Raw genomic sequence first — 13,981 nt, forward strand, 5'->3', positions numbered from 1 at the left:
TGGTTGATGGCTTTTAGTTGTTGGTTTTTTCTATTGTCAGTTCGAGTGGCGTCCTGAAAGAGACGTTGTTCCCGACACTTCGGGGGAGAACCCTTCGACGTTCACCATTATATTTTAGATATTCCATTATCAAATGCTTTAATTGCTCTTTGTCAATTGTCTTCAAAGAAGGCTTGATATTTAATTTAGATTGTGAAAACAAAGAAGGATTCAATAAGTACTCGGTTCCTTTTTTAATACCCCTAGAGGTCAAGATATTTTTCTCAAGCAGACTCCCAATCCAACTACTCAACCTATCTTCAGTGTTCAGTTGCAATTTTTGAGATAGTTGGGTTGACAAGATTTTCTTTTCTGAAGCAATGATGCCTAGAACAATAAACTCTTTTTGAGTTAATTGAAAGTGTTGTGCTAGATAATCCAATATTTCAAGAGCTTCTTTATTGACCACTCCAGAATAAATGGTGATGGAAGTTTTATTGAAATTACTTTCTATACTGGGTAATGGTTTTATCTCACGTGCCAGTTTTTCATAAATTAAATCATAACCAGACCCTTCCCCTTCCATCAAGCCCAAGTCTTGAAGTGTAAGAATCAAATGCGGATTTCGTCTTTGCCGTTCATGAAGAATATTGTCAGCAGTTACACCAAGAGGCAACCCGCCAGGATTGGAAATAACCATTCTATTTGGGTACACTTCAATGAAGATATCACCCGAAAGTGTATACCTTTTGTGGGCAATGGCATTTATCAATAATTCTCTAATAACCTCGGTGGGGTAGTTTCGTATTTGTTTTCTAAAAAGCCCGCTTGAAATTTCGGTAGAGTAATTTAATTCGACAGCCTCTTTTTCGATTTCTAACAATAAGGTCTTTGGGTTGTGTAAATGAAAGTGCCAGTCTTTCTTTCTTATTTTCTCCTCTAAATCGTTGTAAACAATATACTGAACAGTTATCGGATAACTTAATCTAGCCCTTTGCGAAGCTTTGCCCAACCAGATTGTTCCTAGATTGGTAAGAAACCCTTCTTCATTTATCAACTGGTAATGTTCTAAAATTTCTTCAGTCGTTTTCTGTTTTATAAAGTCTGAAACCAATTTTGATTGCTGTATTTGTTCTACAAAATAGGTTACTTCATTGATGTCGGCTTTGTCTAAGGGTATTCTGCCTATCGAAACCAATTCCCATTGAAAGGCATTCTTTTCGGCAGCTAAGTTTGTCAGTTCTTCTCCTGCAACAGGAACGCTATTGTCCGTTACTCGAACAAAAACTTTTCCACTCGAAGTGGTCGCAATCGTTCTCGTAGTGGGAAAAACGGAAAACTTAAAATATTGACCTCCATTTTGATGTGTAACTATCTCTGGATTCACAATGCCAACAGCATCAGTCATGTCTCTTAACCTAGCTATCGTTTTATTCATTACAGCTACATCAATCTTTTGGGTTTTATTAGGAACAGCCTCTTTATCTTCAATGCCGATAATAATTTCCCCACCTTGAGCATTTGCAAATGCCACACAAGTTTCGGCAAGGCTTGAAAAGTCAGCAGTTTTACCTGTAACCTTTTTTAAGCCCTTGTAGTCTATTTGGCTGTCTTCAAATGATGTCATGGTAGTTCATTTCATTAATCTTGTTCATTTTTTCGTCTTGTTCACGGAACATGAACATACCTATTTAATGAACAGGGATATTTAAAATTTATCAAAATTCTCTATAATTTGCTTTTTCAATTCTTCTCCTTTTTCAAATTGGGTTACTAAAGTTGCCTTTAAATCCGCCATTTTTTCTTCAAAAGGGATGCCGTCATCTTCTTCGGCTTCTGTACCAACATAAATGCCCGGTGTTAATTTATAATCTTGTTTTTGCACTTCTTCTATAGTAGCTGCTTTGCAGAAGCCAGGTTCATCTTCGTAGGGCTTCTCGATTGAGCCTGTCTTGAGCGAAGGAGAAAGGCTCGAAGTGACAGAATTTGGTTTGGTGCGCCACGCATGATAAGTGTCCGCAATTTTGTCAATATCATCATCTTCAAAAACGCGTAGTTTACGGCTGGCCATCGTACCCATTTTGGCTGCATCTAAAAACAAAATTTCGTTCATACGCTCCCGGTGTTCCCCGTCCTTGCCATCACGGTTTTTACTAAGAATGAACAAACAGGCAGGTATACCGGTGGTCAAGAAAAGTTTGTCCGGCATGCGTACAATGCAATCTATCATTCCCTCATCTACCATATATTGCCGAACATTCTTTTCGCCTTTGGTATTAGAAGTCATGGCTCCATTTGCCATTACAATACCTGCAGTACCGGTATCGCTCAAATGGTTCCAGAACGTTTGCATCCACATATAGTTAGCGCTGCCATCAGTCGTAAATTCTTCACGAGGACCAAATAATCTCGGGTCGTTTTCAGGTAAATCCTCGGGATGCCAATTGCTCACATTAAATGGTGGATTGGCGATTACAAAATCAGCTTTCAGGTTTGGAAACTTATCATCGAGCAGGGAGTTTCCTAATTTTATATCAAACGAAAGGTCGCGCAATAATAGGTTCATTAAACACAAACGTAAGGTCTGCGCGGTCATTTCTTGACCGTAGATAGAAATATCACCTTTGTCGCCGCCGTGTTCTTTGATGAATTTTAAACTCTGCACGAACATGCCGCCGCTACCACAGGCAGGGTCAAATATTCTTCCTTTGTATGGTTCCAATAGTTCCACCAATAAGCGTACTATACTGCCAGGTGTAAAGAATTGTCCGGCACCAGAACCTTCGGCCATGGCAAAACGACCAATGTAGTATTCATAAATTCGCCCCAAAATATCGCTTTCAGGGTTTTCTTTTTCCGAGAATTTTGGGTGTGATAATAAGTTGATGATTCCGCCAGACTGTTTAGCGGAAAGTTCGCTCTTCACAAATATTCTAGGGAGTAGATTATTTAATTGTGGGTTATACGCAGTAAGTAATTCTTGAATGACATCGAAAGCATCATCAATGATTACTTTAATATCGTCCTGCTCGGCATTGTCTTTCAAATATTGCCAAGAGGCAGTTTGCGGTATCATGAAGGTATTCCGTGAACGGTATTCGTCGGGGTCGGCAAGAACGTATTCTTTCTCCTCTTTATCAGTAGTGTAATACTTAGAATCAGGTTCCTTTAATTCATTGTTGAGTTCATCCTTAACTATCTCAAAACGTTCACTAAGATGTTTTAAAAAGACAAGTGGTAAAATGTAGTTTTTATAGTTATTTTCGGAGACAGCCCCACGAAGTTCGTTAGCGGCATCCCAAAGTTCTTTTTCAAAGTCTATGTCAGCTTTGGCCATATATCAAACCTAAATTTTAAAGGGGTGAGTTAATAGTACCACCAAAATAAGGCTTCAACTTGGTATTAGAAAGGGCATTTCCGTAATTTTTAAGGATTTCCTTACAAAAAGAGGTTTTAGTTTAAAGTTTACGTTATGTCAGTTCGAGTGGCGTCCTTGAAGTGGCGTTGTTCCCGATACTTCGGGGGAGAACCCTTTAGTTCACATGAGCTTCTCGATACTAATTTTGTTCGTTCACGACATCTCGTTTTTCTTTCTGTCAGTTCGAGTGATTTGCTGACAAGCAAATAGTATCGAGAACGCAATGGAACACGAAAGCTTCTCGATACTAATTTAGTTCGTTCACTTCGACTCCGCTCAGTGACCGCTCACAAAATTCACTCGAAGTGACATCTCGTTTTTCTTTCTGTCAGTTCGAGTGATTTGCTGACAAGCAAATAGTATCGAGAACGTAATGGAACACGAAAGCTTCTCGATACTAATTTCCTCGTGCCTCGAAAATTCACTCGAAGTGACAATAGGTTTTAGAAGAGAGTTCAGTAACAAATAAGCTTTTCTATACTACCGAAGCTTGGGGATTGCTCCCTGTGGTGAAAAAACCACTCGAAGTGACAATCAGGTTTAATAAAATTCTTATCGGTTAAATTTTTTCTTTGCAAGATTGGGAAGACGTTCAAACTCACCTTGAATTAATGCTTCTTTTTTCGCTCTTGACCATTTTTTGATTTGTTTCTCGGTCTCAATAGCTTGTTCAGGTTCGGTAAATTCGCAATAGAAAACCAATTGAACTGGTCTTCTAGAAGAGGTGTAACTGTCTTTATACTTTCCGTTTTGATGTGATTCCACTCGTTCGCTTAAATCTGATGTTATTCCAGTGTAATAGCTATCATCCGAACATTTTAAAAGATAAACGTAAAAGATTTTCATGATGTTAAAATAGCAAAATTGTATTGAATGGATATGCGTTGTCAGTTCGAGTGATTTGTTGGCTGAGCGGAGTCGAAGACACCAAATAGTATCGAGAACGCAATGGAACACGAAAGCTTCTCGATACTAATTTTGTTCGTTCACTTCGACTCCGCTCAGTGACCGCTCACAAAATTCTCTCGAAGTGACATCTCGTTTTTCTCTTCTGTCAGTTCGAGTGATTTGCTGACAAGCAAATAGTATCGAGAACGCAATGGAACACGAAAGCTTCTCGATACCCTTCGACTCCGCTCAGGACAGGCATTTTCAACTTCGCTATCGCTACTTTGAAAACACTCGAAGTGACAATTGGTTTTTGATTTAGGGTATACGTTTTGTCAGTTCGAGTGGCGCCCTGAAAGAGGCGTTGTTCCCGAGACTTCGGGAGAGTACCCTTTAGTTCACATGAGCTTCTCGATACTAATTTCCTTGTGCCTCGAAAATTCACTCGAAGTGACATCCATTTTATTTTTAAGTAACAGTTGCAAGAGCTACCGGTGCTGCCTGCGGAGCCTGCGCGGCCTGAGCGGAGTCGAAGGCAGTAGCTCAGGGCAGGAGGCCAAAGACAAAAAGCAATCCTACCGCAGACTCCAGACCTCGTAAATGGGTTTTCCTTTGCTGCTAAGACCGGAATGGTGCCAGTCCCCATCTTTAAGCTCGTAGTTAAATTCTAGGCTGGCGCCTACGCGTGCATTGTCTCGGGAGAAAAATTCTATGTGCTCGGTATACGTGCCATCTACTGTGGTGTACGTGCCGCCACCCGTTCCCATAAATTCCTTGGTTTCGGTATTGTAGGCTATCCATTGAAAGCGTGTGCCAGAGAGTATTTTCATTGTTTTTCTGGGTCGGTCCGTATTTCGTTTTTGGATTTCTCCGTCACGCATACGCCCGGAAATCAACCAGGCACCGGCTAAGGCACCGGGAGTGCCGTTATCAATTCGTTTCCATACGGTATCCGAGTCTTTCAGTTTAAGTTCGTCTGCCGTTAGCTCAATTTCAAAGCTACTCGTCGTACCTACACGCTCGGGTTTTTCAAAATGGAACTCCACCGTTTCGGTAAGGGAATTATCCGCCAAGGACCACGAACCACCATTGGTGCCTACAAAAGCACCCGTCTTGGCGTCATAGGAAGTTGCTACCTGGTGCGATGCTGAAAAGATGACCACATTTCTTAGCGTGCGACCGTCCTTTTCCATAGTGGCTTCCCAGGCGCCAACTAAGGACTGGGTATAGCCCAAACTACAGGTGAACAATACAAGAAAATAACCGGCAACTTTTTTCATAATAACAAGAATTTAAGAGCCAATAAAGTACTACTTTTTCAGTCCAATCACAAACGGTACAGGTCCCGGAAGTGCATAAAAAATGCCCTTATCCGGTAAAGGATAAGGGCATTTAATACCTTGTGTTTTAGAACTATAAGGTTCTTAAGTATTCTGCAACGTTTCGTGCTTCTTCCTCGGTAAGGTTTTGGTTGAGCATAATAGCGTTGTTGTATTCTTTTAAAAGGGCTTTTGCAATAGGGTCTTCCTTGAGCATTCCATCAGGATTTAAAATCATGTTCATGACCCATTCCGGACTTCTGCGCTCGTAAACACCTTTTAAGGCTGGGCCTATCATTCGTTGTTCCGCCATATGACAAGCCGTACAGATCGCTTGATACTTAGCTTCACCGGCAGCGGCCATTTCCGCATCGATATCATCCGCAAAACTCACCGATTTTATGGGTCCTACTCCTTTATTGTCCATATCCACGGGAACACCTTCGGAGGTATCCGCAGCTTTCACTTCTTTCTTGGCACGGTTCATTTCAAAACCATCCTTCTTTTCTTCCTTCTTTTCGCCACAGCTTATCACTAAGGCACTTAGCACTAATAAGGTGAGTAGTTTTCGCATTTCTTTGTCTTTTAAGCGTTGTTGTTATTAGAAGGTCTAAGATAGGAATTTTTATCCGTAGCAGCGGCTTGCGATACGATACAAAATGATTTTTTCTTGTGAATTTTTCATGCTGTGTTACCTTTAACCCAGTTTAGAAAAGAATTCCACCGCCCTGCGTTCCGTATACGTAAAATTTGAAGTACCGTGAAATCCTACGTGTCCGCCATATTTGGGAATTTCTAGAAAAACGGCGCTACTGTATTTGGCTTCTTCAATGGGATAGCAATCCTCCCCGAGAAAGGAATCGTTCTGCGCATTGATAAGGAGCGATGGCACTTGAACATTTTTTAGGAACTGTAGGCAACTACATTGGGTGTAGTAATCCATGGCATCGGTAAACCCGTGGGCCTTGCTGGTATAGATATCGTCAAAATCCTTGAGCGTCACCACGTTTTTAATATCCGCATCCGATATTTTTTCAGGAAATAGCTGTTGCTTGGCCTTTAGTTTTTCCACCAAGTTCTTTTTAAAACGTGCTGAATAGGCGATATTCTTGAAGGACAAGAGCTGCGAAAGCGAATCCGCTAACTGACAGGGAACGGAGACCGCAACCGCGCCTTTGATTTCCGCCGGAACGCTAGTGCCCTCGCCCAAATATTTTAGGAGGAGGTTACCGCCCAGACTAAAGCCTTTTAAATAGATTTGTGTATATTTTTTGGCGTGGAGAATGTAGTCCACCACCGCTATTAAATCTTCCGTAGCTCCAGAGTGATAGGACCGGTACAAGGTGTTGGGTTCACCGCTGCATCCCCTAAAATTAACCGCACAGACCGCATAACCTGTGGTGACCAACGCCTTTGCACTGCCTTGGATGTAGGGGCGTTGTGCATTGCCTTCCAGACCGTGGAGGACCACCACTACTTTTGTTGTCGGGGAGGTAGGCAGGCTCCAGTCCAAATCCAGAAAATCCCCATCGGGCAGGCTAATGCGTTGCCGTTCTTGTGGTATACCGGTCACTTTTCTTAGGAGTCCGGAGTATACGGTAGCGAGGTGGCCATTCTTAAAAAAAAGAGGCGGGTCATAGTTAGAGCTGACAAGGGGCATTGCAGGTCGGTTTTAGGGGTATTCGATCTTTCTAAATATACTGATTATTTGTAAGCTCCACTTTTTTTAGATGAACGGGGCTTTATAGAACAGCCAAAAGAAGAAACCATTTCATCATCGAACAAAAAAATATAAACTTTGTCGTAACTTTAAAAATGGAATTTAGAGGAACGGTTTGTGAACATCTCAAAGCGATTACGGAACTAAGAAAACCGGAATCCTATACCTGTGAGGAATGTGTTAAAATAGGAGCTTCGTGGGTACATTTGCGTACTTGCCAGTCTTGTGGAGTAACGCTTTGCTGCGATAGCTCGACCAATAAACATGCTAGCAAACACGCTGCTCAAAGTAGTCATCCTATTATAATTTCTGCCGAGCCTAAGGAAAGATGGGCCTGGTGTTACGAACATGAAATCCTTGCCAAATACCGCTTATAGATATGAAAGACCCTCGTTTTCCAGAGCTTACCCAAAGACAAATAAACACCCTAAAAGCATACGGAAGTACGGAATCCTTTGATACGGAAACAGTTACCATCGCCCTAGGGGATACCCAGTACGATTTTTTCGTAGTGCTGGGAGGAACCTTGACCATTGCGGGGGCAAATTCCGATGATGTGATCGTGGAACACCATAAGAATCAATTTTCCGGTGACAGCAGTATGTTAAGTCATAGGGCCTCGCAATTTGTAGCCAAAGCGAAAGTGGGAACAACCTTATTACGTATTTCTCCGGCACGCCTAAAGGAGGCGATCACCAAACAAAGCGATATCAGTGATGTTTTATTAAATGCCTTTTTACTGAGACAGGAGGCCGTGCTTTCCAATTACACCGGCGGAATAAAACTGGTCGGCTCAGGAAATTCCAAAGCCACCTATACCATAAGGGATTTTATGGATAAAAACCACATCTGGTATACCTTTTTGGATATCGATACTTCCCAAGAAGCGAAAGAACTGCTGGCCCACTTTAGTCTAAAAGAGGAGGCACTGCCCATTTTAATGAATGGTGAGACCAGTGTCTGTAAGCAGCCCACTTTAGAACAACTAGCACGGTATACGGGCGTACTGATGGATTTTGAGGATAAGGTATTTGATCTGCTGATCATAGGTGCGGGTCCGTCCGGATTGGCGGCGAGCGTTTATGCCGCTTCAGAAGGACTTAGTGTGGTGACCATAGATAGCAATGCCCCGGGCGGACAAGCGGGGAAGAGTTCCAAAATTGAGAATTACCTAGGTTTCTCTACGGGAATATCAGGTAACGACCTTGCCAATAGAGCCTATGTACAGGCACAGAAGTTCGGCTGTAATATTTCCATTCCCCATAAGGCGGAAAAGATTCAGCACACCGGGGACCACTTTATGCTATGTGCCACCAATGGTAAGGTCATAAAATCAAAAGCCTTAATGGCTGCGACAGGGGCCAATTATTCCCAGTTACCCTTAACGGATATTGAGCAGTACGAAGGCAGTGGTGTTTACTATTCCGCAACGGGAATGAACGCCAGTTCCTGTAAAGATGAGATAGTTGGTGTAGTAGGTGGTGGAAACTCGGCCGGGCAAGCCGCACTGTTTCTGGCGGCCCATGCCAAGGAGGTACACGTGATTCTGCGCGGAGGTGATCTGGGTGCCAAAATGAGCGATTATCTGGTGCAGCGTATTGAAGCATCGGAGGATGTTTACGTGCAATTATATACCGAGGTCACTGAACTTAGGGGAGACCACCATTTGGAATCGGTCATCTTAACTAAAAGGGGTGAAGGCAATTCAGAAAAGGCGATAACCAATCTCTTTACGTTCATAGGGGCGAAACCCTGTACGGAATGGTTAGAGGATTTGGTGGCCACCGATGAAAAAGGATTTATTTGTACCGGGCCGGGAATAGCGGAGGAAGACCTTTATACCTGTGAGATTTATAGGAATCGAAAACCGCAGTCCCTAGAAACTAGTATCCCTGGGTTCTTTGCCGTGGGCGATGTACGAAAAGGTTCCGTAAAAAGAGTTGCTTCTGCCGTGGGAGAAGGTTCTATGGCCATTAGTCAAGTGCACCAGTTCTTGGGTGAGCTGAATGCGAAGAGTAATTAAAACACGGTATGATTACTTCGGGTAGGTTTCCAGCACCTTAAGTTGTTCCTGAATAGCCTCCGTAAATTCGGTTTTTAGGTGCTCCACAAGTTCGGATACGGAAGGATTGTCCTCGATGAGGGCAGAACCTTGACCGGCGGACCAAATGGTTTTCCAAGCTTTGGCCTCGGTATCCAATTCTTTACCAAAATCTATTTTCACATCCTTTTTAAGGTCTTCCTCGGTAATGCCTGCGGCTTTTAAACTTGCGCCCAAGAAATTGGCGTGTACGCCTGAAATCGCTGCGGTGTATACCACATCACTGGCACCAGCATCAATAATCATCTTACGGTATTCCGGCGTAGCTTTACTTTCTGTGGTATTGATGAAACGCGTACCCATGTAGGCCAAATCCGCTCCCATCTGAAGGGCCGAAGCAATGTCCCTACCGGTACTGATACAACCTGAGAGGATAATCGTTTTATGAAAGAATTTTTTAATTTCCGCAACCAGGGTCATTGGGTTAATGGTACCTGCATGGCCCCCTGCACCGGCGGCAACAAGGATTAAACCATCCACTCCCGCTTCGGCAGCCTTTTCAGCATGTCTCTTTTTAATGATATCATGAAAAACCACCCCGCCATAACTGTGTATGGCGTCCACGACCATAGAAACCGCACCAAGTGAGGTTATAATGACAGGAACTTGATGTTTTACACAAAGTTTTACATCTGCCTCCAAACGAGGGTTCGTAGGGTGTACAATAAGATTTACACCGAACGGTGCGGCCTTCTTGCCGGTTTCCTCTTCAAATTCCTGAAGCGCAGTTTTTATCTCTATCAACCATTCTTCAAAGCCTTCACTTGTGCGCTGGTTCAGCGCTGGGAAGGTGCCTACAATTCCGTTCTTGCAACATTCTATGACCAGTTTTGGACCAGAGATTAAAAACATGGGGGCGGCAATGGCCGGTAGCGAAAGTTCTTTGATAAAAGCGGGTTTTGTAGACATCGTTTAGCGTATTAATGATGGAAAATTAAATAAAAAAATCACACGGATTTTTCCGTTGTCTTCCAAAACTATGGTATTTTTATCAGGTATTATGCATGCATAGCAAAAAATATAACAATGTATTTAAAGGAATTTGAAATTAGATGGAGCGATGTGGACGCTAATAGGCATCTGGCCAACTCCGCTTATTTAAACTATATGAGCCATACCCGTATGGCCTATTTAATGGAGCTGGGGTTTGACCAAAAAACTTTGGCGCAGCATGAAATAGGTCCCGTGGTGTTCTATGAGCACATGTACTATTTTAAGGAAGCCTTCCCCGGAAGGCCTGTAAAGGTTTCCATGGAAATCATGGGAATGAGCGAGGATGCCCAGTTTTTTGAATTTCACCATAATTTCTACAATCATAAGGGAGAAAGTTTTGCCCATTGTGAGATGATGGGGGCTTGGATGGATTTAAAGACCAGAAAACTGACGGGGCTTACCAATGATTTTCTAAAACGTTTCAGTGCCGCCGAAAAAGCAGACGGATTCCGGGTGCTCACGAAGGAGGATACCCGTAAATTTGCCAAAACTCCGAAGGATTTAAACGGATAATTAGCTCTGTATTCGGATATAAAGGCCGTGTCATTGTATATTAGATTTGTAATTTTATTCTTACATGCATCAATTTAGCGAAGAACACACAGAGGTAGCCTACACACAGGTTAAGAAAATGATAGTGACCAAGAAATTGTCTCCTGGGCAAACTATTTTTCAAGAACGCTTGTCTGAAATGTTAGGGATACGCTTAGACCCTCTGAACAAGGCCTTAGAGCAATTGGCTACGGAGTCCATTCTGGTTCATTCTCCCTTTGGACGTATGCGGGTCAGGGAATTAAGTACCCAAGAAATCCTGGAAACTTTTGATTGCAGGATTGGTCTGGAAACAAAAGCCACGGAGTTATTTACCCATTTGGCCCCACAGGCACGAATAGACGATTTAAGAAATCTGTTGGTGCCCTTTGAAAAAGGGATACGCAGTCATACGGTTTTCCATAAGATAGATGTGTACTTTCATTATTTGATCATGAAAAATTGCGGTAACCAAAAACTCTACGAGCTCTATCAGCAAGGTAACTTCTTGTCCTCCATGGAACTTATAGGGCTAATAGATATTCCCCAGCAAGAAGTGATTCAGGACCACCTTAACATTGTTTCTGCCATTCACCAAAGAGATGCGAAGAAAGCGGCACAGCTTATGGCGGCACATATTGAGCGATCAAAAGACGCTTTTTACTGCGGATAGCAGGTTACAAGTATTTTAGCGGCAACATATTTTGACAAATAAAGCGTACTAAGCGATACCTAATGATGATCTTATAGGCCTTGTTTTCAGTGGCCGTTTCTATGTTAAGAATATAATTACCACTAGCTAGACCAAGGACATCCAATCGTAACGGATCGTTGGTGGCGTCTTCAATAAATACTTGCCTTAGAAGCACACCACCCATGTTATACAAACGAAGCGAAATATTAGGTTCTAGAACACCAGAACTTGTTATAAATAGTTCGCCGTTGTTTACTGGATTGGGGCATACGAGATAGTCCGTTTGTAGGAGAATCAATTCTTCAAAGACTTCCTCAAAGTCCCTCTCGGATGTTACCGTGAGCTGCGTTCTACTATCGGTAATGGGGAAACTTAAAAAGCCTAAATTGTCCGTTATGGTCTCCTCACCGTAGACAACGGTATAGTTTCCAACTCCAGAAATTTCCGAGGAGAAAGTATTTTCCACAGGATTTATTACTGGAACTACTTCAAAGACTTCGGGCTCATCGATAGTAATTTCAAAACATTCTTGATAATTGGCCTCCTCGGCTATGGTGATACAGACACTATAGTTGCCCGTCTCTAAGCCTTCAAACAGTGCATTTGTTGTAAAATCTAGCGTTTGTGAAGTAGTACCGTCGGTAATTACCGCCGTGTGGGTATAAGATTCACTGCTGGCTATGGAAATAGTACCATCATTGAGGTCCCTACAACGCTCATATGTACTAGCAACGCTATAATTTTCCCTTGCAATAAAGAATACTTGGCAGCCCGAGGCATCTACCCTAGCGCCCAACGGTGTTCGGTTACAGGTATCTGTGGTATTTTGGACCATATCATTATCCGAATCGGCATCACATACATCCCCAATACCATCGTTATCACCATCGGCCTGATTCGCATTAGGTGAGGAAGGGCAGTTATCCATATCGTTGGCTACACCATCACCATCGTCGTAGTTGAAGTCCTCACAAACATTACCTATACCATCACCATACGTATCTTCTTGATCAGCATTAGCGGTCAGTATACAATTGTCATCTACATCAGGAATGCCATCGTTATCGTCATCATCGTCACATAGATTACCGATACCATCTCCGTCACTATCCAGTTGATTGGGGTTGGGAGTCAAGGGGCAGTTGTCGTCCACATCTAAAATACCATCGTTATCATCATCTTCATTCTTGCGCTCCGAACCTTCCATAATAAGATTATCGCTAAGCACACCTTCGTTGGCAATAAAATTATCCGATTGAAATACAAACCGAAAAAGAACATTGCTTTCCTGTGTAAGATCCATTTCTCCTAGGGCGGCATTGGCGGTAAAATCATAACCGTAATTCGCTAAGGGCACGTTGGTGCCGGTCCACTGTGCTCCAGGGCAGTTTTGGCAATCATTATCATTTCCAGAAGAGGTATTGGTCCTATTGCTATTATACCATGCGGGTCGACTACCGCTTGTACCCAAAATGTTCCAAGTAGTGTCTCCATCTGTAGAATAGTCTGCGTAGAGAATATCGAAATTTGATTCTAGGTCGAACGCCATATCGAATTTTAAAACAGGAGTGTCAATGGTAGACAAATCATAGCAATTGGTAATGAGATAAGCGGTTCTACCATCTGGATAGTCTCCATTTAAATTAGTAACGTAAGACGTATCGTTGGTTGCGGTCTGGTTTAAAACACTGCCGGAAGCAACACCTCTTTCCCACACGGGATCATTAGCATCAGTACTAAAAGCAATGAGTGCATCACTGTCATTTTCAAAAGTATTTGCCTGGGCTGCCACGGCTGCCTTGTTACCAAAGAATTCGGTGGTCGCAGCGTTATTGGAGGAAATATCATCATTTTCAATGATAACATTGATGTTCAATTCGGTATTGCGGGCATTTTCTAGGAGCAGCGCGGGAAGGGTAAGCGTTACTTCTTCATCCTGTGCAAGTACGGTATTTGTGCTAAAGGTGTTTGGGGTATCGCCATTAAGCGCATAGTTGACATCAAAACCGTTAATGGTATTGGAGCCGCTGTTTCTAACGGTTACAACAGGGCTAACATCACCACATATAAAATCGTCCCCATCAGGGCTAACAGCTATAATTCGAAGGTCAATTTCCGGAGATTGAACGGTATATTGGTTAGAAATAACATATTGCCCTATAGAGGCATAATCGGAGTAACCGTCTTCTACGGTTTTGTTGCCTACACCATCAATTTCCAAGTAGTAAAGACCGGCCGGCAGTGTGGTACTAAAACTTGCCACTAAAGTATTACTTGGGTCGCTCACAGTGACCTCTGCCCCCAAAGCATCTAAAATTCTTGCGTTGATATCCAAATT

12 protein-coding genes are annotated in these 13,981 nt (G+C 42.7%); 4 read left to right on the forward strand and 8 right to left on the reverse strand.

Annotation, left to right across the window (positions count from 1 at the left end):
* Positions 1-13: 13 nt before the first annotated feature.
* From BFP77_RS11855 to BFP77_RS11880, 6 genes are all read right to left on the reverse strand, one after another.
* Entirely contained in the window at positions 14-1,606 is a 1,593-nt protein-coding gene (locus BFP77_RS11855; RefSeq protein ID WP_099574244.1) for an ATP-binding protein, read from the reverse strand.
* An 81-nt stretch (positions 1,607-1,687) separates the two neighbouring features.
* Positions 1,688-3,316, reverse strand: a complete 1,629-nt coding sequence (locus tag BFP77_RS11860) for a type I restriction-modification system subunit M (RefSeq protein ID WP_099574245.1) — start codon at positions 3,314-3,316, stop codon at positions 1,688-1,690.
* A gap of 633 nt (positions 3,317-3,949) precedes the next feature.
* A complete protein-coding gene (locus tag BFP77_RS11865) occupies positions 3,950-4,243 on the reverse strand; it encodes a GIY-YIG nuclease family protein (protein WP_099574246.1) in 294 nt (97 codons plus the stop codon).
* Positions 4,244-4,860: 617 nt separating this feature from the next.
* Positions 4,861-5,565, reverse strand: a complete 705-nt coding sequence (locus BFP77_RS11870) for a membrane or secreted protein (RefSeq protein WP_099574247.1) — start codon at positions 5,563-5,565, stop codon at positions 4,861-4,863.
* A 133-nt stretch (positions 5,566-5,698) separates the two neighbouring features.
* Positions 5,699-6,178: a c-type cytochrome gene (locus BFP77_RS11875; protein WP_099574248.1), complete on the reverse strand. Its 480-nt coding sequence runs from the start codon at positions 6,176-6,178 to the stop codon at positions 5,699-5,701.
* A gap of 123 nt (positions 6,179-6,301) precedes the next feature.
* Positions 6,302-7,264 carry a YheT family hydrolase gene (locus tag BFP77_RS11880; RefSeq protein WP_099574249.1) on the reverse strand — a complete coding sequence of 321 codons (963 nt, stop codon included), beginning with the start codon at positions 7,262-7,264 and terminating at the stop codon, positions 6,302-6,304.
* Positions 7,265-7,419: 155 nt separating this feature from the next.
* Between BFP77_RS11880 and BFP77_RS11885 the strand changes: the two genes are divergently transcribed.
* The gene (locus BFP77_RS11885) at positions 7,420-7,701 is read left to right on the forward strand and encodes a UBP-type zinc finger domain-containing protein (RefSeq protein ID WP_099574250.1); all 282 of its coding nucleotides are present in this window, start codon (positions 7,420-7,422) and stop codon (positions 7,699-7,701) included.
* Between the two features lie 2 nt (positions 7,702-7,703).
* The gene (locus BFP77_RS11890; RefSeq protein ID WP_099574251.1) at positions 7,704-9,347 is read left to right on the forward strand and encodes an FAD-dependent oxidoreductase; all 1,644 of its coding nucleotides are present in this window, start codon (positions 7,704-7,706) and stop codon (positions 9,345-9,347) included.
* A gap of 12 nt (positions 9,348-9,359) precedes the next feature.
* Here the strand turns inward: BFP77_RS11890 and BFP77_RS11895 are convergent, their stop codons facing one another.
* Positions 9,360-10,334: an NAD(P)H-dependent flavin oxidoreductase gene (locus BFP77_RS11895; RefSeq protein WP_099574252.1), complete on the reverse strand. Its 975-nt coding sequence runs from the start codon at positions 10,332-10,334 to the stop codon at positions 9,360-9,362.
* A 117-nt stretch (positions 10,335-10,451) separates the two neighbouring features.
* Between BFP77_RS11895 and BFP77_RS11900 the strand changes: the two genes are divergently transcribed.
* Positions 10,452-10,931: an acyl-CoA thioesterase gene (locus BFP77_RS11900; RefSeq protein WP_099574253.1), complete on the forward strand. Its 480-nt coding sequence runs from the start codon at positions 10,452-10,454 to the stop codon at positions 10,929-10,931.
* A 64-nt stretch (positions 10,932-10,995) separates the two neighbouring features.
* Positions 10,996-11,622, forward strand: coding sequence for a GntR family transcriptional regulator (locus BFP77_RS11905; protein ID WP_099574254.1), 627 nt, complete (start codon positions 10,996-10,998; stop codon positions 11,620-11,622).
* A gap of 4 nt (positions 11,623-11,626) precedes the next feature.
* On the opposite strand, the gene BFP77_RS11910 is transcribed toward BFP77_RS11905, so the two are convergent.
* A complete protein-coding gene (locus BFP77_RS11910; RefSeq protein ID WP_099574255.1) occupies positions 11,627-13,978 on the reverse strand; it encodes a thrombospondin type 3 repeat-containing protein in 2,352 nt (783 codons plus the stop codon).
* Positions 13,979-13,981 lie beyond the last annotated feature (3 nt).

The organism is Maribacter sp. 4U21 (genome assembly GCF_002742365.1).
Lineage (GTDB): Bacteria > Bacteroidota > Bacteroidia > Flavobacteriales > Flavobacteriaceae > Maribacter.